Here is an 18,663-nt window from a genome sequence, read left to right as displayed (position 1 = left end):
CGCTAGAAAGGCGCAGTTTCGGTGGATCGCACCTGCGGTAACCGCGACGGAACGTTGTCCGCACCTGTGCGTTACTGCACGGTGAGGTCACCGGGAACGGCGGGGCCGCGCGTCAGACATCCAGCACGTTGATGCGATACCCGCGCTTGACCACCGTCGACACGAGCCCCGGTTCACCGAGCGCCGACCGTAGTCGGCTGAGCGCCATATCGAGAACGTGATCGTCGGGGGTACCGACGAGGATGCGCGACAATCGGTCGCGCGGCACGACGGCGCCGCCCGCGCGGAAGATCGGCCGGAAGACAGCCAGTTGCGCGGGCGAAAGCGACACCGCGCGCTCGCCGATCCGCACGACGGTACCGCGCAGCTGAAGCTCGCCGTGAGGCGTCGTGAGGCCGTGTGCGCTGCGGCTCTCCAACTCCTCGCAAACAAGGCGCACGAGTGCACCCATTCGGAACCGCTCCGGCTGAATCGGCCGCACGCCCGCCGCGATCAGGGGCGCCGCGGTGACCGGTCCGACCACCGCCGGGATGACTCGGTCGGTGAAGGCATCCAGCAGGTCCTCGCGGCGCCGATGCTCGTGCGCCGCGTCCAGGAGCGCCTCGGCCGCGGGTGCGCTGGTGAACGTGATGCAGTCGAGCTGGTCGGTGCAGGCCGCCTCGATGAGTTGCTGCACCCGTCGGTCCGCCGCGCCAGGAGCGCGCCAGCGGTACGGAGCGACGGTGAGCACGCGGTGACCCGCCCGACGTAGCCGTTCCAGCTGGGCCTCGTCGGTGTTCCCGTGCACTTGAACCACGATCGTGAGCGCCGACTCGTATCGCTCGAGCACCCGATCGACCAGCGATGCCGTGGTCTCTTCGTCGCTCATTCCCGCGTCGTCGAATCCCGCAGCGCGCACGCCGCCCCGCGCCTTCGGACCGCGAACGAGGATGTCGGCTCCCGCCAGGGCCGTCACCAGCGACTCTCCGAGCCCCGCGGCATCCGCCACTTCGAACCAGCGCCGGATGCCGTACGCCGTCGTTGCGAGCAGCAGCTGCGGTTGCGCTTCGATCACCGCCTTCGTGTCGGCGATGACCGCGTCGTCGGCATCCGCGTTCACCAGGTGGATCGTCGGTGCGTGCATCACCCGTGCGCCGCGCCGCTCGAACGCGTCGATGAGGTCGGCGCTGCGCCGGTCGCTCGTCACCCCGATGCGGAAGCCGCGCAGCTGGTCCGGCTGGAATCCGGGCGCGGGAGCGGTCTCTGTCATGCGGCGGCCAGCCGGACGACGTCGCCGATCACGATGACTGCCGGAGAACTCACCCCGGCTCTGGCGGAGGCGGCCACGATGCCGCCGAGGTCGGAGATCGTCATGCGCTGGTCCGGCGCGAATCCGCGCTCGACAGCCGCGACGGGAGTACCGGCATCCAGCCCGTGGCGCGCCAACCCCGCGACGAGGCCGGGCAATGTTCCGACGCCCATCAAGACCACGATCGTTCCACCGAGTCCGGCGAGGTGCCGGTGTTCGTCGTCGGTGAGTGGCGCGTGGCCGGACACGACCGTGAAGAGGTGGCTGACGCCGCGGTGGGTCAGCGGGATGCCCGCAGCCGCCGGCACGGCGGTCGCGCTCGTGACCCCGGGGATCACGCGCACCGGTACACCCGCCCTCCGGCACGCTGCGACCTCTTCGCCGCCCCGACCCAACACGAACGCGTCGCCACCCTTCAGCCGCACGACACGGGATCCTCCGAGAGCGTGCTGCACGAGCATCCGTTCGATCTCGCTCTGCGGAACAGCGTGATGGCCCGGGCGCTTGCCGACGTCGATGATCAGTGCATCCGGGGCGAGCTCGGCAAGCCGTTCGTGCGGGGCCAGGCGGTCACAGAGCACGACGTCGGCGCGGTGCAGCGCTTCAAGGCCGGCGACCGTCATCAGATCGATGGTGCCAGGGCCGCCGCCGACAAGAGTGACCTCGCCCACGGCGTCGGGCGCACGGCCGCTCACGTTCGAGGGCCTTTCCCGACTGACCTTGGCGCGGTATCCGAGCCCACGTCTCGCATGGAGGGCATGCCCAACGCGACGGCTTCGAGTCTCTCGTCGGCTCGAGCGGGCCGTGCCTGCTCGCGCTCGATCACGCGGGGAATGCCGGTGTCCGGCGCATCGGGTGCGTTGACGAAGGAGCGGAAGCGTCTGAGCCGGTCAGGGTCGGCGAGGGTGGCCGCCCACTCGTCCTCGTAATCGTCGACGTGCTTGCGCATGGTCGACTCCAGCTCGTCGGCGAGGCCGAGAGCATCGTCGACGACGACGCTGCGCACATGCTCGAGGCCGCCGTCGAGGTCCTCGATCCAACGGGCCGTGCGCTGCAGGCGGTCGGCGGTGCGGATGTAGTACACGAGATAGCGGTCGATGTATCTGATGAGCATGTCGTCGTCGAGGTCCGACGCGAGCAGCTGAGCGTGGGCCGGTTGCATGCCGCCGTTACCGCCGATGTACAGATTCCAGCCCTCGGCGGTGGCGATCACGCCGACGTCCTTGCCGCGCGCCTCAGCACACTCTCGCGCGCATCCGGAGACTCCGAACTTCAACTTGTGCGGTGCTCGCAGCCCGCGATAGCGCAGTTCGAGACGGATCGCCATTCCCACCGAGTCCTGCACGCCGAAGCGGCACCAGGTGGAACCTACGCAGCTCTTCACGTTTCTCAGCGCCTTGCCGTACGCCTGGCCGGACTCGAATCCGGCGTCGACGAGCTTGCGCCAGATGTCGGGCAGTTGATCCAGACGCGCTCCGAACAGGTCGATGCGCTGGCCGCCGGTGATCTTCGTGTACAGGTCGAACTCCTCGGCCACCGCCGCGATGACGGCGAGCTTCTGCGGGGTGATCTCGCCTCCGGGAATGCGCGGCACGACGGAGTAGCTGCCGTCCTTCTGCATGTTGGCGAGGGCCCGGTCGTTCGTGTCCTGCAGGGTGCCCCGGCCGCCGTCGAGGATGTATCCGCCGTGCTGGCTGGCGAGCATGGACGCTACGGCCGGCTTGCAGATGTCACAGCCGCGGCCCCTGCCGAATCGCGCGACGATGTCGTCGAACGAGACGAGTCCGAGCATCCGCACGCCCTCGAACAGTTCCTGGCGGCTCATCGGGAAGTGCTCGCACATCGCGGTGGACACCGCGATTCCCGCGGAGGCGAGTTCTTTCTCCAGCAGCTTCTTCACGAGCGGAACGCATGAACCGCACTGCGTGCCCGCCCGCGTGCATGCCTTCAGCGCGGCGAGGTCGTGGCATCCCGTCCCGTCGTCGCCTCCCGCGTGCACCGCCCCGCGAACGGCCGCGACCGAGACGTTGTTGCACGAGCACACCAGCGCGTCGTCGGGCAGGGCGGTCCCCTCAGGCAGTTCGCCGCCGGCGGAGAGGTAGGCGGCAGGCTCGGCCCCGAGTTGGCGTCCGAGCAGCGGGCGGAGCGCCGAGTACGGTGCGGCGTCGCCGACGAAGACACCGCCGAGCAGCGTCTTCGCATCCTGGGTGACGACGATCTTCTGATAGAGGCCGCGAGCCGGATCCGCATAGACGATCTCGAGGGCAGCAGGCGTGGAGCCGAGCGTGTCGCCGAAGCTCGCCACGTCCACCCCGGAGAGCTTGAGGCTGGTCGCGTCGTCGATCGTGGTGAACTCCGCGTCGCCGCCGAGCAACCGGTCCGCGACCGTCTCCGCCATCGCGTTGGCAGGGGCGACCAGACCGATGCACCGCCCGAACGCATTGGCCACCTCGCCGATCGCGAACACGTGCGGATCTGAGCTGCGGCAGTCCGGCCCGATCGCGACGCCGCCCCGTTCCCCGAGTTCGAGTCCGGCCTGCCTTGCCAGTTCGTCGCGCGGCGTCACACCGATGGCGAAGACCACGACGTCCGCGTCGATTCTCTGCCCGTTCGCGAGCTCGACCGCGTGCACTCCCGCCTCGTCCGCGACGAGCTCCTGCGGCCGCGTGCCGAGATGCAGGCGGATGCCGCGCTGCACGATGAGCCGCGAGAGCGCCTGTCCGGCGCCCTCGTCGAGCTGGGCCGACATCAGCCAGCCGCCCGAATGCACGACGGATGCCTCGACTCCCAGCTGCGCCAGCCCTCCTGCCGCCTCCAGCCCGAGCAGACCGCCTCCCGCGACGACCACCTTCGGCGCACGTCCCAGCTGTTCGCGCAGGCCCGCGCACTCGGCCACGAGCGCGTCGACGTCGTCTATCGTGCGATAGACGCGGGCGTGCTCGCTGCCCCGGATTCCGGGAACCGGCGCACTCGAGCCGGTGGCCAACACGAGATCGTCGTACGGGAGACGGGCACCGTCATCCGTGTACACGGTGCGTTCGCGACGATCGACGGAGGTCGCCCGCACTCCGGTGCGCAGGCTCACGCGTGCGTCATCCCACACCGCAGACGGCTGCAGGGTGAGGTCCTCGGGCCCGTGCAGCCGGTGGCTGAGCGCGACGCGATCATATGGCAGGTGCGGCTCCTCGCCGACGACCGTGAGGTGAACCGAACCGGTTTCGTCGCGCGAGGCGACGGCATCCACCAGGCGGTGCGCGGCGGGCCCAGCCCCGATCACGACGACGCGCCGCGCCGGCCGGTCCCGCGTCTCGTCTGCAGTTGCGTCTGCGTGCGCCATGCGCATTCCCCTCCCGACGGGTCCGTCGCGGATCGGTGTGTCGACCGCCGATCCGCGGCGAGCGGCCGGCGCACGGCCGCTGTGCCCGAACTGCTCCCGAGGCTAGGGGCGGCCTGTTTCGAACGCTTTTCGTGGTTGTGAACAGCCGTTACAGCGCACCTTCTACGCGGCGTCGTGCACGGTGAGGCGGACTTCACGCCCCCGAAACACCCGTGCGACCCGCCGTAACAAGCGACTCCTATGGTCGATCACGACACCACGTTCGATGGCCTGACGGATGCCCGCACATCACCGGGCTTCTCACCGCCGGCCGAGAGGGGCACACCATGACGCTGACCGTCGAGCGACCTGCCACCGGCACAGCACCGATCGCACCGCCGAATCGCTGGCAGAGGATATGCCTCGTCGACGACCTCGAGGCGGGATGGGGCGAGGCGGTGCTCGTCGCCGAGCGGCAGGTCGCGCTCTTCCGGCTCGACGACCATGAACTGTACGCCGTCGACCACATCGACCCGAAGACCTCCGCCCCGGTGATCGCGAGGGGCATCGTCGGCTCGAAGGGCGAGCGCACCACAGTGGCGTCGCCGTTGCTCAAGCAGGTGTACGACCTGGCGACGGGGGAGTGCCTGAGCGAGCCCGGCCCCGCCCTCGCCACCTATCGCACCAGGATCGTGGCCGGCTACATCGAGATCGCCCTCGCCGCCTGACCGCCTTCCGAGCGTGCGCGTCCGTCGTGCCGATGGTGCGCGTTCGTCCCGCCGAGCTTGCGCATTTCCGACCCTGCGAGTGCTTGTTTCTTCACGCCCTGGGTGAGGATGGATGCGCACCCTTCGGCCGAAAGGACGGCTCTCGATGGCGAGACCGGCACCGCATCTCACGCACGACGTCACGAACCAGGCACCGGACCGCGTCGACGTCGACGAGTTCACGACGAACGCAGCCCTCGTGGAGGGTGTCGCACGACACGACGCGGCGTGGGCCTTCGGCGAGCTCACGTCGATCGGCACACTCGTCGGGAGTGCCGCATTCCAACGCGACGCGGAACTCGCGAACGTGCACGAGCCGGTGCTGCGCGTCTTCGACCGGCGCGGCATCCGCCTCGACGAGGTCGACTATGACGAGTCGTATCACCGAGTCATCGGTGCGGCCGTCGCACACGGCGCGCACACGTCGGCGTGGGAACGGCCCCGGCCCGGCGCCAACGTCGCACGCGCCGCCGCCTTCATGCTCTTCGCCCAGATAGAGGCAGGACACGCGTGCCCGATCTCGATGACCCATGCGGTCGTGCCTGCGCTGCGCCGGCAACCGGAGCTTGCCGCCGAATGGATGCCGCGCATTCTGAGCCGCGAATACGACGGCCGACTGGTTTCGGGCAAGCCCGGAGCCCTGTTCGGCATGGCGATGACGGAGAAGCAGGGTGGAAGCGATGCACGCGCCAACACGACGATCGCGCAACCGGCGGGTGATGTCTGGCTGCTGACCGGCCACAAATGGTTCTGTTCTGCGCCGATGAGCGACGCGTTCCTCGTGCTCGCGCAGACGGATGCCGGCATCGGCTGCTTCCTCGTCCCTCGCGTGCTCGACGACGGATCGCGCAACGTGTTCCGCATTCAGCGGCTCAAGAACAAGCTCGGCAACAGGTCGAACGCCTCGTGCGAGGTCGAGTTCGACGGCACTGTCGGGTACGCCGTCGGGGAGCCGGGTCGGGGGATCCGCACGATCATCGAGATGGTCGCGCGTACCCGGCTGGACTGCGTGCTGGGCACGGCGGCCGGCATGCGGCAGAGCGTCGCGGAGGCGGCCTGTCACGTGCGACACCGCGCGGCGTTCGGCCGCACGCTGATCGACCAGCCGCTGATGCGCAACGTCGTCGCCGACCTGGCGCTGGAGTCCGAGGCGGCGACGGCGCTGGGGCTGCGACTGGCCAGGGCGCACGACGAGGATGCCTCCGACTCCGAAGCGGCGTACCGACGGCTGGCCACCGCCGCAGCCAAGTACTGGATCTGCAAGCGCGGCCCCGGGCATGCGTATGAGGCGCTGGAATGCCTCGGCGGCAACGGCTACACCGAGGACTACCCGCTCGCCCGTCGCTACCGCGAACAGCCGGTCATGGCCGTGTGGGAGGGCTCGGGCAACGTCATAGCGCTCGATATCCTGCGGGTGCTGTCCAGGGAACCGGATGCCGTGGCCGCTGTCCGCGACGAACTCGCCTCCGCGGCATCCGCAGATCGCCGGCTCGGAGAAGCGCTGCGCTCGCTCGACCGGCGAATCGCACAGGCAGCCGGATCCGATCCGGATTCCGTCGCGTTCGACGCGCGCCGCCTCGCCGAGGACCTCGCCGTCGCGCTTCAGGCAGCGGTGCTCATCACGGGTGCACCGCATGCCGTCGCCGACGCCTTCTGCGCATCCCGCCTCGGCGAGGGCCGCGACGCGCTCTACGGCACGCTGCCCTCCGGCGTCGACGTCGGGGCGCTCCTGGCCCGGGCCTGACCCGCGGCACGCTCCTCCTAGACTTCACGGTGTGCGCATCGACATCGTGACGATCTTTCCCGCGATCTTCGATGCCCTCGACATCTCGTTGCTCGGCAAGGCCAGGCAGAATGGGATCATCGACCTGCGCGTGACCGATCTGCGCTCCTACACGAACGACCGTCACCGCACGGTCGACGACACCCCGTACGGCGGTGGCGCCGGAATGGTGATGAAGCCCGATCCCTGGGGCGAGGCGCTGGATGCTGTCGTTTCCGGCGACCCTGTCGTCATCTTCCCGTCGCCTGCAGGCGAGGTATTCAGCCAGCGCCTGGCCAAGAACCTCGCCGAGGAGGAGCACCTCGTGTTCGGGTGCGGACGCTACGAGGGCATCGACCAGCGCGTCTTCGACGACGCTCAGTCCCGCGCCCGCGTGCGGCTGGTCAGCCTCGGCGACTACGTGCTGAACGGGGGAGAGGTGGCCGTGCTCGCCATGGTGGAGGCGATTGCGAGGCTGATCCCCGGCGTGGTCGGCAATCCGCAGAGCCTCGTCGAGGAGTCGCACGAAGACGGCCTGCTGGAGTACCCGTCGTACACGAAGCCGCCCGTCTGGCGCGGGCGCGAGGTGCCGCCTGTGCTGCTCAGCGGCAACCACGGTGCGATCGCGGCGTGGCGGCGCGAGCAGCAGCTCGAACGCACCCGCCGCGTGCGGCCCGATCTGCTCGACGAGGGCTGACGGGACGCCCAGGGGGCGCGCTCGAGCCGCCGTCACGCCCTCGGCGAACTCGCCCGCCTTCCCAGCCGATGCGCATGGCCGGCGCCTAGCCTGGCCGCATGGCGCTGCGCAGGGCTCTTCTGAGGTGGCAGTTGGTCGCCGTTCCGGTGCTTCCGCTGTGGCTCCTGGTGGGTTTCGGCATCTTCGGCAGCGGTGTCGGCGGGTTCTTTCTGCTCTTCCTCGGCTCCGGGGTGCTTTTCGTCTTTCTTGCTGTGCTTGCCGGGCTCACGAGGTTGCGTCCTCGTGTGCGCGAGAGGAAGGCGCCTGGCTGGTGGGATGCCGCAGCCACGCTCGCCTTCCACCTCGCCCTCGTGGGCCTCGGCTTCTTCGGCGCCACCGGCGTCGCGTTCGGGCTCGCGGCGGTCGTCCTCGGTCTCGGAACGTTCTGGCTCACGCTGTGGGAGCTGGTGCGCGAGTGGCGTGACCGGGTCTCGTCGGCGGTGACACGGGCATCCGCCGCGCCCGGCACAGCGGAGCAGACCGCCGACGGGCCGAGTCGACGTCGGGGGCCGGAAGACGGCGAAGTCATCATCGTGCACGAGTCGGGTCACTGAACGCATCACCGACATGAATGCCGCCACCCGTGCGAACGCCCGGTCGGCGACGGACGTTTTGGCCGGGCACCCGCTTCGTGGCAGAATGGAAGACCGTGCCGTGGCACGTGCTCTGCCTCCGGGGAGTCACGCACTGCGCTTCATGAGCGAAGCGCGAACGGCGCAACATCCACATTCTTCATCCACTTGATCCGCGTTCGACCGGTGGCGGGCGCAGAGAGCGAATCATCATGCACATCCTCGACGCCCTCGATGCCGCCTCGTTGCGTAGCGACGTTCCCGAGTTCCGTCCGGGCGACACCGTCAAGGTGCACGTCAACATCACCGAGGGCAACCGTTCCCGCGTCCAGGTCTTCCAGGGCGTCGTCATCGCGCGCAGCGGCGAGGGTGTGCGCGAGACCTTCACCGTGCGCAAGGTCAGCTTCCAGGTCGGAGTGGAGCGCACTTTCCCGGTGCACTCGCCGGTGATCGACCACATCGAGGTCGTCACCCGCGGTGATGTGCGTCGTGCGAAGCTCTACTACCTCCGCGAACTGCGCGGCAAGAAGGCCAAGATCAAAGAGCGTCGCGACGTCTGATGCGACGACGACTTCTCGTCGTCGCACATAGCAACGCGGGGCGCGGACTCAGTGCCCGCCGAAGCGTATACCCCTCTCACCCGCATCACGATTCTGAGCTCCCGCCCCTTCACGCGGCTCCGCCGCTCGACGGCTCGGTCGGTTCGGCCAGACGAGCAAGCTCGCCCAGCCCTCGCCGCAGTCGCCGATATGATGAGGCGGGAGCTCAGGTCGTTGAGGGGCCGGCTCGAGCGGTTCGAGGGCGGGAATTCACACACAGATGACAGACGAATCTCTGCCCGGCCGGCACGACGAGTCCCTGTCGAGGCGGTCGAACCGCGCGGCGTCGGAGACGAAGACAAAACAGCGCAGCGTCAAGTACTTCCTGCGTGATCTGCTGATCATCTTCCTGGTCGCGATCCTCGTCTCGTTCCTGATCAAGACGTTCATCGTCCGTTCGTTCTACATCCCGTCCGGCTCGATGGAGAACACGCTGCAGATCAACGATCTGATCATCGTGAACGAACTCGAGCCGAATCTCATGCCGATCTCCCACGGCGACGTGGTCGTGTTCACCGATCCGGGTGGATGGTTGCCGCCATCGACGGAGAAGAAGACGAGCACGAACCCGGTCGAATGGGCGCTGTCCTTGATCGGACTGGCAGCTCCGGACAGTGATGACCACCTGGTCAAGCGGGTGATCGGCTTGCCGGGCGACCGGGTGTCGTGTTGCAACGCGCTCGGCCAGTTGAGCGTGAACGGATCGCCGCTCAACGAGCCGTACATCAAGTTGCCACCGGGCGAGAACGACGCGGCCTCGTTGCACTTCAACGTCACCGTTCCCCGAGGCGATCTCTGGGTGATGGGCGACAACCGATGGGATTCGCAGGACTCTTCTCGTAACCAGAACCTGCCAGGCAAAGGATTCGTGCCCGAGAAGGATGTCGTGGGTCGCGCCATTCTGATCAGCTGGCCGATCAGTCACTGGACCTGGCTCTCGAACTATCCGGACGTGTTCCGCGGCGTCGTGGACGACAAGAAGTAACGTCGACGACGTGGCGGCGAGAACAACGGATGCCAGAACGCCGGCAGGGGGCGTGACGACGGCCAGTGCGTCCACGGCCCGCACGTCTTCTACGGCCAGCGCTTCTACGGGCGCCGCTTCCACAGGCAGGGCGCCGGCCCCTCGCACTCCGACGAAACGCACGAGCAGGCGCAAACGACCCCCCACCCCCGACTATCGGTTCGAGACCGAACTGCACATCGAAGGCAGCGTCGTCGTGATCGGGTGCGACGAAGTCGGTCGCGGAGCACTCGCCGGCCCGGTTGCCGTAGGCATGGTGGTGGTCGACGCTGAAGTCGGCCGCTGGCCGAAGGGCCTGCGCGACTCCAAGCTGCTGTCGGAGCCCAAGCGCGAGGAGCTCGCCCCTGCCTGCACGCGGTGGGTGCGCCACCACGCAGTGGGTCTCGCATCGGCCGAGGAGATCGACAGGTACGGCATCATGGCCTGTCTCGGCATGGCGGGGGCGCGGGCGTTCGCGTCTCTGCAGGCCGCCGGTGCCCCGCTCGACGCCGGCACGATCATCCTCGACGGCAATTACGACTACCTCTCCAGGGCGCTTCCCGTGCATGTGCCCGTGGTTTCGCGCATCAAGGCCGATCAGTCCTGCGCATCGGTGGCCGCGGCATCCGTCATCGCCAAGGTGCACCGCGACGCGATCATGATCGAACAGGATGCCGTCATCCCCGGGTACGCGTGGGCGAGCAACAAGGGGTACGCGAGCCAGGCGCATTTCGAGGCGATCGATCGCCTCGGGCCGAGCCCGCTGCATCGCCGCACCTGGCTCCACCGCGAGCGTAGGGAGGTGCAACTCGAGTTGGATCTCGGCGAAGAGGTCATGCACGGGGCCGGAGCGTCGGCAGCAGAAGGCGCAGACGAGACCGCCGCATAGCAACGGGAGCGCGGCGGCGCGGACGAGCTCCGCAGTGTCTCCACCGGCTTCCCTCGTGGCTTCGCCTCTGTCACGGCTTCGCCGTTCAGAGACTCAATCGGGCCGCCCGTTCGAGCAAGCTCGCCCGTGCGACCCTCAATCGCCTCTATCACGGCTTCGCCGTTCAGAGACTCGATCGGGCCGCCCGTTCGAGCAAGCTCGCCCGTGCGACCCTCAATCGCCTCTATCACGGCTTCGCCGTTCAGAGACTCGATCGGGCCGCCCGTTCGAGCAAGCTCGCCCGTGCGACCCTCAATCGCCTCTAGACTTATCGGAAATGGACGAAGACGAATTCGACGACTACGACCGCGAGGTCGAGCTTGCCCTCTACCGCGAGTACCGCGACATCGTCTCGCAGTTCAAGTACGTGATCGAGACCGAGCGCCGGTTCTACCTGGCGAACGAGGTGGAGTTCGTGCGTCGCGATACCGCGAACGACTTCTACTTCGAGATCACGATGCACGATGTCTGGGTCTGGGATGTCTACCGCGCTGATCGTTTCGTGAAGTCCGTACGCGTGCTCACTTTCAAAGACGTCAACATCGAGGAGCTCTCGAGCAAGGAGTTCGAGCTCCCGAAGGAGCTCGCGCTCGACGAATAGCGACCTCGAGGCGCGTGTGCGGCTCTGCTTCCCCGCGTGATCGAGGTGCCTCGCATTCCACCATTGCTGCGCCCGGCCCTCCGTCCCCAGGCACGCGGATCGTGAGGTTCTCCCGATCGGACGCTCCGCGGCCATGTCGTCGGTCTCCCTCCCGCCACTCTGGCTGTGGAGGCACCCGATGGCGAAGAAGGACGAACTGGGCAGGCGCGGCGAGGAGCTCGCGGCCGGCTATCTGAAGGCACGCGGCTACCGTGTGATCGCGCGCAACTGGCGATGCGCCAGGGGCGAGATCGACATCGTCGCCGAGCGTGGCGGCGAGGTTGCGGTGGTCGAGGTCAAGACGCGTTCGTCGACCGTGTACGGGCATCCATTCGACGCCATCACCCCGGTCAAGGCCGCCAGGCTGCGTCTACTTGCGGGCGTATGGTGCGAGACGGTAGAGCACCCTCCGGGCTCGTTGCGGATCGACGCCATCGCCGTGCTGGCGCCCGACGGCATCGCTGATCGCGACGTCGTCATCGAACACCTGATCGGGGTGTGCTGATGGCCGTCGCACGCACGAAGGGCATCGCCCTCGTCGGCCTCACCCCGCACGTCGTCGACGTCGAGGCCGACATATCGCCGGGGCTGCCGGCCTTCTCGGTGATCGGACTTCCGGATGCCGCGCTCGGCGAGTCCCGCCACCGCGTGCGGGCCGCGGCATCGAACTCGGGACTTCCGATCACATCGCGCAAGCTCACCGTCAGTCTGTCGCCGGCGGCGCTGCCGAAACATGGCAGCGGATTCGACCTGGGTGTTGCGCTGGCCGCACTCGCGGCGGCCGGAGATGTGCCGCTGGACTCCGTGGCATCGACGGTCCATCTCGGCGAGCTAGGGCTCGACGGCAGGTTGCGTCCGACTCCCGGAGTGCTTCCCGCAGTCATCGGGGCCGCTCGGGCCGGCCTTGGCCGCGTGATGGTGCCCGCCGCCAACGCGGAAGAAGCACGACTCGTGCCGGGCATGGAAGTGATCCCGGTGGCGTCGCTACACGAAGCGGCGATTCGACACGGCGCCGAGCTCGACCCGGTGCCCGTCGAGGCGTGGGCGGCGACGCGAGAGCCGGATGGTCCCGACACGACACACGCGGACCTTGCCGAGGTCGTCGGCAACGAAGAGGCCATCGAGGCGCTCGTCATCGCCGCGGCGGGCGGCCACCACATGTTCCTGCTCGGACCACCCGGTGCGGGCAAGACGATGTTGGCAGAACGGCTGCCCGGGCTCCTTCCCGATCTCGACACGGATGCCTCGCTCGAGGCCACCTCGATCCGCTCGCTGGTCGGAGGCTGCGTCACCGGCCTCGTGACCCGTCCCCCCTTCGAAGCTCCGCATCACACCGCCACCGCTGCCGCGATCGTAGGCGGAGGCAGCGGGCAGATCCGACCGGGAGCGGCCGTGCGGGCCGCACACGGTGTGCTGTTCCTCGATGAGGCGCCGGAGTTTCCGAGCTCCGTGCTCGATGTGCTGCGGCAGCCGCTGGAATCGGGTGAGATCCGCATTCATCGCGCCAACGCCATGGCGACGTTCCCTGGCCGATTCCAGCTCATCATGGCCGCAAACCCGTGCCCATGCGGACAGTACAACGTCGGCGACGCCGAGTGCACCTGCGCGCCTTCCGCCATCCGGCGATACCTGGGCAAGATCTCGGGACCGCTTCTCGACCGCGTCGATATCCGACTCAGCGTTCGGAGGGTGACGGCGGCGCAGCTGAAATTGAGTGCCGGGATGCCCCGAACCGGCACGGCCGAAGCTCGCGCGAGAGTCGTTCGTGCGCGCGAAGCGGCCTCCGCACGGCTTGCAAGTACGCCATGGAGCACCAATTCTCAGGTGCCCGGCTCCTGGCTTCGAGAGAACTCACGGATGCTCCCGCGCGGTGCGACGTCTGTGCTCGACCGGGCGCTGGAGCGCGGCGCCATCACGATGCGCGGATACGACCGCTCGCTGCGGCTTGCCTGGTCGATCGCGGATGTGGCGGGTGCCGAGCATCCGACCGCCGTGCACATCGGTACCGCGCTCTACCTCAGAAAGGGAGTCGCGACATGACTGTCTTCGGACTCGACGAGGCGCACATCAGAGCGCTCGTGACCGGTGTCAGCGAGTCCCAGGGCGGGAACGTCGACTTCACCGATGACGAGATCGCGCACCGTTTCGCGCGAGCGGCCTGGTCCGTGATCACCGAGCCCGGCGATGGCACAGCTGGAGCGTTGGTCGCGGAGCGCGGGGCCGTCGAGGCGCTCCGCCTCGCGCTGCGCGACGCGCAGAGCCGCACTGCGAACGACGTTCACTCCGTTTCGCCGGGGCGGCCCGGTGCCCCACGGGCGTCCGCCGACCCGTCACGTCGATCCATCGATGGGGTGGGTGGATCAGAGGGGGCTTCGGATGAACTCAAGGCCGGGCTCGATCGCTGGCGTCCCCGAATGCGATCCGGTGACGTGGAACGCGCGCTTTTGCTTGCCACGCGCGTCGGAGCCCGGTTGCTCGTTCCCGGCAGCGACTGCGGCCCGTGGTCCGCCGGTGCGGATGACCTCGGACCGCACGCACCGATCGCCCTCTGGGCCCGCGGAGATCCGGCCCGTATCGCCCGGGAGCGCGTCGGCGTTGCACTTGTCGGTGCCAGAGCGGCCACCGGTTACGGGGAACACGTGGCGGGCGAGGCATCCGCGGGCCTGGTCGAACTCGGGTACGCGATCGTCTCCGGAGCCGCCTACGGCATCGACGGGATGGCGCATCGCGCGGCACTGGCTGCTGGTGGGCTTACGCTCGCCTTCCTCGCCGGCGGGGTGGATCGCTTCTACCCGGCCGGTCACGATGACTTGCTGCATCGCATCACGCTGCACGGCGTGGTGCTGTCCGAGCTGCCGTGCGGTGCGGCGCCCACGAAGTGGCGGTTCTTGCAGCGTAATCGGCTCATCGCAGCCTGTAGCGAAGCGACCGTGGTCGTGGAGGCGGGAGCCCGATCAGGATCGCTGAACACTGCAGGGCACGCTTCCGCCCTCGGACGGCCCCTCGGCGCCGTTCCTGGTCCGGTGACCTCGCCCTCATCCGCCGGCTGCCACCGGTTGCTGCGCGAGTACGACGCGGTCTGTGTCACGAACGCCAGGGAGATCGCCGAACTCGTCACGCCACGCTCGAGTAGATCCGAAGTCACACTCGCGCGCGACGCATCAGAGGTTCCTGCGGGTGGCAGTGCTCGACACGACGTCACGACACACGGCAGCGGTGCAGGCCGTGACAGTGCGGAAACGGTGCGCGTACTCGATGCGCTCGGAACGAGGACCCGGCGGACGCCTGGCGACATCGCAGCCCGCTCCGGCCTGGCGGTGGGCGTGGTGATCGGCGTGCTGGGCACGCTCGAGGTGGAGGCCAGGGTGCGGGAGGATGCCAATGGTTGGCGGGCGATTCCGCGCCGCCCCTGAGGACCAAACCCGCGGGTGCGAGAACGTCCCTCCGGGCGTGCTGGAACTTTCCCCGAGGGGACGAGAACACCGCTTCGAGAGTGTCGGGTCCTGCACGGTACGGAGCGGGGCCAAGCTGGAACCATGTCGTGGGACGAGACGATCGTGGACTTCGAGACGCATCTGCGCATCGAGCGCGGATACTCGTCCAGCACGGTGCGCGCCTACGGCTCCGATCTGCGCTCGCTCGGCGCATTCGCCGAACAAGGAGGGGCGCAGGCAGCCGCCGACCTCAGCCTTCCTCTTCTTCGGGACTGGCTGTGGAAATCGCAGCAGGACGGGCTTGCGAAGGCGTCGATAGCCCGCCGGGCAGCGGCCGCGCGCGGATTCACCGCCTGGCTCGAACGGTCGGGCGCCGCCCCTGTCGATACCGGCAGGCGACTGCGCGCTCCGAAGGCGGACCGGAGGCTCCCGCGGGTGGTGACGCGAGAGCAGGCCGCAGATCTGCTCGGCCGGCTGAAGGATCGGGCCGGAGACGGCGACCCCGGGCGGCTGCGCGATCTGGCCGTGGTCGAACTGTTGTACGCGTCAGGGCTACGTGTCTCCGAGTTGACCGGCATCGACGTCGCAGACGTCGACCTGGACCGGCTCACGGTGCGTGTCACAGGCAAGGGTTCGAAGGAACGGGTCGTCCCGTTCGGTGTGCCCGCGCTGAACGCCATCGTCGACTACCTTCGAACCGCACGTCCGGCGCTCGCGGTCGGGTCTGACTCGGTGGCGCTCTTCCTCGGCGCCCGCGGTGGTCGACTCGGCACCAGGACCGTCTACCGTCTCGTATCCTCGCTGCTCGAGGACTTCCCAGGGTCGGGACCGTCGGGCCCGCACACGCTGCGGCACACGGCGGCGACGCATCTCCTCGACGGTGGCGCCGACCTGCGTGCCGTGCAGGAGCTGCTCGGCCACGCCAGCCTTGGCACCACCCAGCTCTATACGCATGTGTCGGCGGAGCGGCTCAAGGAGACGTATCAGCGGGCGCACCCGCGCGCGTGAACCGGTGCAGCCGCACTCGTGCAGCGGTGTGGTCCCTTCCTCGCGTCCACCCGGTCGCTGCGGCTGTGCGGGAAACGCAGCCGCCGCAGCGACGCGGGATCGGATGCGGCGCGGCAGTTCGAGAACGGAGTTCACCGCAACGGCAGCAGCACGGCGCGTGGCACACCACCGAAGAACCGCATCGGTGAGACGTACTCGCCACCGACCCGCACGCCGAGGTGTATGCAGGTGCCGTCGCAATGCCCGCCATCACCGACGACACCCAGTGCGCCGCCGCGGAGTACGAGGCCTCCGACGGCAATGGTCGTCGTAACGGGTTCGATGCTGATCAGAACCCCCTGGCCCGTCTGCACGGTGATGGTGGGTCGGTCGACGACGACGCCCGCGAACCGTACCGTTCCAGACTCGGGGGCGACGACCGGGGTGCCCGGTGGTGTGGCGATGTCGATGCCGCGATGTCCCGCCGTGTAGCGCGATGCCGGCGCTTCGTACGGGCGAAAGACCGTGCGCGTGCCGGCGACCGGCCACATCCAGCCGGCGTCACTCGCTTCCCCGGCTGAACCCGACGCCGACGACGATGCTGTGACAGGAGCGGATGTCGCAGATTTCGGAACCGAGCGACTCGCGCTCGCCGACTGGGGGGTGCCGGCGAGCGCGAGCGTCAGAGCCGCCGCCGCGACGGTGCTCAGCGCTCGGGTTGCGATGAGACGGCGCGGCGGCGACATGTCGAGATCCTGACACCGACCGTCGTCGTGGCAGGGCGGTACCGGCCCTGCTGTGGAGTACGAGACGGACGGGGCGGCGGGGGAGGGGAAGACGGTCTCATCTGCCCGGCGTGGTGTTAGCGTGCTAACTGTTGGCGTGCCAACGGGAGAGCGAGGGGGCGATCTCGATGTCGGACAGTCAGACGAACGAGCAGGACCAGACAGAGGGCGGGCAGTCCGCGGCCGCGAATTCGAGAACGGGGACCGCGCACACCGGCAAGGTGCTGGGCGTCACGATCTCCGCTGCACTGGGCGGATTGCTATTCGGTTTCGACACGTCGGTGATCAACGGCGCGGTCGACTCGATCCAGCACACGTTCAACCTCGGATCCGCAGCGGTCGGCTTCACGGTGGCCATCACGCTGATCGGGTGCGCCGTCGGCGCCTGGTTCGCAGGGCAACTGGCCGACGCCTGGGGCCGCAAGTCCGTCATGGTGCTCGCGGCCATCCTGTTCGTGGCGAGCTCGATCGCATCGGGGCTCGCGTTCGCCGACTGGTTCCTCATGCTCTGGCGGTTCATCGGCGGCCTCGCCATCGGCATCGCGTCGGTCATCGCGCCGGCCTACATCGGAGAGATCGCGCCGGCGAAGCTTCGCGGTGGCCTCAGCTCCCTGCAGCAGCTGGCGATCACACTCGGCATCTTCCTCGCGCTGCTGTCGGATGCCGCGCTCGCCGGATCAGAAGGCAACGCGATGCGCACGCTCTGGTTGGGGCTGCCCGCCTGGCGGTGGATGCTCCTGGTCGGCGTGGTTCCCGCCGTGGTCTACGGCATCCTGTCGCTCTCCATTCCCGAATCGCCGCAGTACCTGCTGCGCAAAGGTCGACGCGACGAGGCCAGATCGGTGGTCCGTGACGTGACCGGGGCGATCGACATCGACAAGCGCATCGATGAGATCGAAGAGAGCCTGGAGAGCGAGCGCCGCGCCCGCTACCGCGACCTGCGAGGCAAGGCCCTCGGCCTGCAGCCCATCCTGTGGATCGGCATCGGCATGGCCGCATTCCAGCAGTTGGTCGGCATCAACGCGATCTTCTACTACTCGACGACGCTGTGGAAGTCCGTCGGCTTCAGTTCGAGCGACTCGTTCGTCACCTCCGTCATCACCTCGGTGATCAACGTGGTGCTCACGTTCGTGGCGATCCTGTTCGTCGACAGGGTCGGACGCAAGGTGCTGCTGCTCTGGGGATCAGCAGGCATGTTCGTCGGCCTCGTGCTGGCGGCCATCTCGTTCTCGCAAGCGCACACCTCCGGCGGCACGGTGACACTGCCGCAGCCGTGGGGGGTCATCGCCCTCATCGGTGCGAATCTGTTCGTCATCTTCTTCGCCGCCACGTGGGGTCCGGTGATGTGGGTGGTGCTCGGCGAGGTGTTCCCGAACAAGATCCGCGGACTCGGACTCGGCATCGCGGCGGCATTCAACTGGATCTTCAACTTTCTCGTCACACTCCTCTTCCCGATCCTCAGCCAGGCGGTCGGTCTCGGCTGGGTCTACGCGGGGTTCGCGCTGTTCGCAGCGCTGTCCTTCTGGTTCGTGTTCTCGGCGCTGCCGGAGATCACGGGGCTCGAGCTCGAAGACAAGACCAAGCTGGGGCACCTGCATCGCGAGCACGCCGAAGCCGGCTGACGGCTGACGGCTGACGGCCATTCCGCCCCTGCTATGATGGTCGGGCGCCCCGGCTTCGTCGGGGTGACTACGCGCGCCCGTTCGCCGGCGGAGTTCCGATCGCTCGGAATCTTCGCGAATCGGTACAGGAATCCATCGGTCTTCGACTCCGGTCGGAGCGGATGACTGTCGGGCGCCAGGTGCGAGGCCGTCCGGCTCTCGCGAAGAAACCGACCAAGGCATGC

The 18,663-nt window shown here is 68.3% G+C and carries 17 protein-coding genes; 13 read left to right on the top strand and 4 right to left on the bottom strand.

Annotation, left to right across the window (positions count from 1 at the left end; genetic code table 11):
• Positions 1–112: 112 nt before the first annotated feature.
• Genes ACYVDK_RS09460 through nirB form a run of 3 tightly spaced genes read right to left on the bottom strand, consistent with a single transcriptional unit; the run spans position 113 to position 4,625 of the window.
• Positions 113–1,249, bottom strand: coding sequence for a uroporphyrinogen-III synthase (locus ACYVDK_RS09460; protein ID WP_460521026.1), 1,137 nt, complete (start codon positions 1,247–1,249; stop codon positions 113–115).
• The gene (gene cobA, locus ACYVDK_RS09455) at positions 1,246–1,983 is read right to left on the bottom strand and encodes a uroporphyrinogen-III C-methyltransferase (protein WP_460521024.1); all 738 of its coding nucleotides are present in this window, start codon (positions 1,981–1,983) and stop codon (positions 1,246–1,248) included. Before cobA ends, ACYVDK_RS09460 begins: the two co-directional genes overlap by 4 nt.
• Positions 1,980–4,625: a nitrite reductase large subunit NirB gene (gene nirB / locus ACYVDK_RS09450; RefSeq protein WP_460521022.1), complete on the bottom strand. Its 2,646-nt coding sequence runs from the start codon at positions 4,623–4,625 to the stop codon at positions 1,980–1,982. Before nirB ends, cobA begins: the two co-directional genes overlap by 4 nt.
• A 326-nt stretch (positions 4,626–4,951) precedes the next feature.
• On the opposite strand from nirB, the gene nirD reads away from it, so the two are divergent.
• The 12 genes from nirD (at position 4,952) to ACYVDK_RS09390 (ending at position 16,053) form a co-directional block, all read left to right on the top strand.
• Positions 4,952–5,332: a nitrite reductase (NAD(P)H) small subunit family protein gene (gene nirD, locus ACYVDK_RS09445; RefSeq protein ID WP_460521020.1), complete on the top strand. Its 381-nt coding sequence runs from the start codon at positions 4,952–4,954 to the stop codon at positions 5,330–5,332.
• Positions 5,333–5,477: 145 nt separating this feature from the next.
• Positions 5,478–7,115, top strand: a complete 1,638-nt coding sequence (locus tag ACYVDK_RS09440; protein ID WP_460521018.1) for an acyl-CoA dehydrogenase family protein — start codon at positions 5,478–5,480, stop codon at positions 7,113–7,115.
• A gap of 31 nt (positions 7,116–7,146) precedes the next feature.
• The gene (trmD, locus tag ACYVDK_RS09435; protein ID WP_460521016.1) at positions 7,147–7,830 is read left to right on the top strand and encodes a tRNA (guanosine(37)-N1)-methyltransferase TrmD; all 684 of its coding nucleotides are present in this window, start codon (positions 7,147–7,149) and stop codon (positions 7,828–7,830) included.
• Positions 7,831–7,928: 98 nt separating this feature from the next.
• The gene (locus tag ACYVDK_RS09430; protein WP_460521014.1) at positions 7,929–8,423 is read left to right on the top strand and encodes an MFS transporter; all 495 of its coding nucleotides are present in this window, start codon (positions 7,929–7,931) and stop codon (positions 8,421–8,423) included.
• A gap of 230 nt (positions 8,424–8,653) precedes the next feature.
• Positions 8,654–9,001: a 50S ribosomal protein L19 gene (gene rplS / locus ACYVDK_RS09425; protein ID WP_460521012.1), complete on the top strand. Its 348-nt coding sequence runs from the start codon at positions 8,654–8,656 to the stop codon at positions 8,999–9,001.
• 259 nt (positions 9,002–9,260) lie between these two features.
• Positions 9,261–10,025, top strand: coding sequence for a S26 family signal peptidase (lepB, locus tag ACYVDK_RS09420; protein WP_460521010.1), 765 nt, complete (start codon positions 9,261–9,263; stop codon positions 10,023–10,025).
• 10 nt (positions 10,026–10,035) lie between these two features.
• Positions 10,036–10,932 carry a ribonuclease HII gene (locus ACYVDK_RS09415; protein WP_460521008.1) on the top strand — a complete coding sequence of 299 codons (897 nt, stop codon included), beginning with the start codon at positions 10,036–10,038 and terminating at the stop codon, positions 10,930–10,932.
• A gap of 316 nt (positions 10,933–11,248) precedes the next feature.
• Positions 11,249–11,572 carry a DUF2469 domain-containing protein gene (locus tag ACYVDK_RS09410; protein ID WP_170024148.1) on the top strand — a complete coding sequence of 108 codons (324 nt, stop codon included), beginning with the start codon at positions 11,249–11,251 and terminating at the stop codon, positions 11,570–11,572.
• A gap of 178 nt (positions 11,573–11,750) precedes the next feature.
• A complete protein-coding gene (locus tag ACYVDK_RS09405) occupies positions 11,751–12,116 on the top strand; it encodes a YraN family protein (protein ID WP_460521005.1) in 366 nt (121 codons plus the stop codon).
• On the top strand, positions 12,116–13,651 hold the full coding sequence (locus ACYVDK_RS09400) for a YifB family Mg chelatase-like AAA ATPase (RefSeq protein WP_460521003.1): 1,536 nt from the start codon (positions 12,116–12,118) through the stop codon (positions 13,649–13,651). Before ACYVDK_RS09405 ends, ACYVDK_RS09400 begins: the two co-directional genes overlap by 1 nt.
• Positions 13,648–15,024 (top strand): DNA-processing protein DprA, encoded by a 1,377-nt coding sequence (locus tag ACYVDK_RS09395; protein ID WP_460521001.1) that lies wholly within the window; start codon positions 13,648–13,650, stop codon positions 15,022–15,024. Before ACYVDK_RS09400 ends, ACYVDK_RS09395 begins: the two co-directional genes overlap by 4 nt.
• A gap of 123 nt (positions 15,025–15,147) precedes the next feature.
• Complete coding sequence (locus tag ACYVDK_RS09390) at positions 15,148–16,053, top strand: tyrosine recombinase XerC (RefSeq protein WP_460520999.1); 906 nt, start codon at positions 15,148–15,150, stop codon at positions 16,051–16,053.
• A 131-nt stretch (positions 16,054–16,184) separates the two neighbouring features.
• Here ACYVDK_RS09390 and ACYVDK_RS09385 read toward each other — a convergent pair whose 3' ends face one another.
• Positions 16,185–16,778, bottom strand: a complete 594-nt coding sequence (locus tag ACYVDK_RS09385; protein ID WP_460520997.1) for a M23 family metallopeptidase — start codon at positions 16,776–16,778, stop codon at positions 16,185–16,187.
• Positions 16,779–16,945: 167 nt separating this feature from the next.
• Here ACYVDK_RS09385 and ACYVDK_RS09380 point away from each other — a divergent pair, with 167 nt between their 5' ends.
• A complete protein-coding gene (locus tag ACYVDK_RS09380) occupies positions 16,946–18,439 on the top strand; it encodes a sugar porter family MFS transporter (protein ID WP_460520995.1) in 1,494 nt (497 codons plus the stop codon).
• Positions 18,440–18,663 lie beyond the last annotated feature (224 nt).

It is taken from the genome of Humibacter antri, from assembly GCF_054777235.1.
This window is presented reverse-complemented; position numbering and strand designations above follow the sequence as displayed.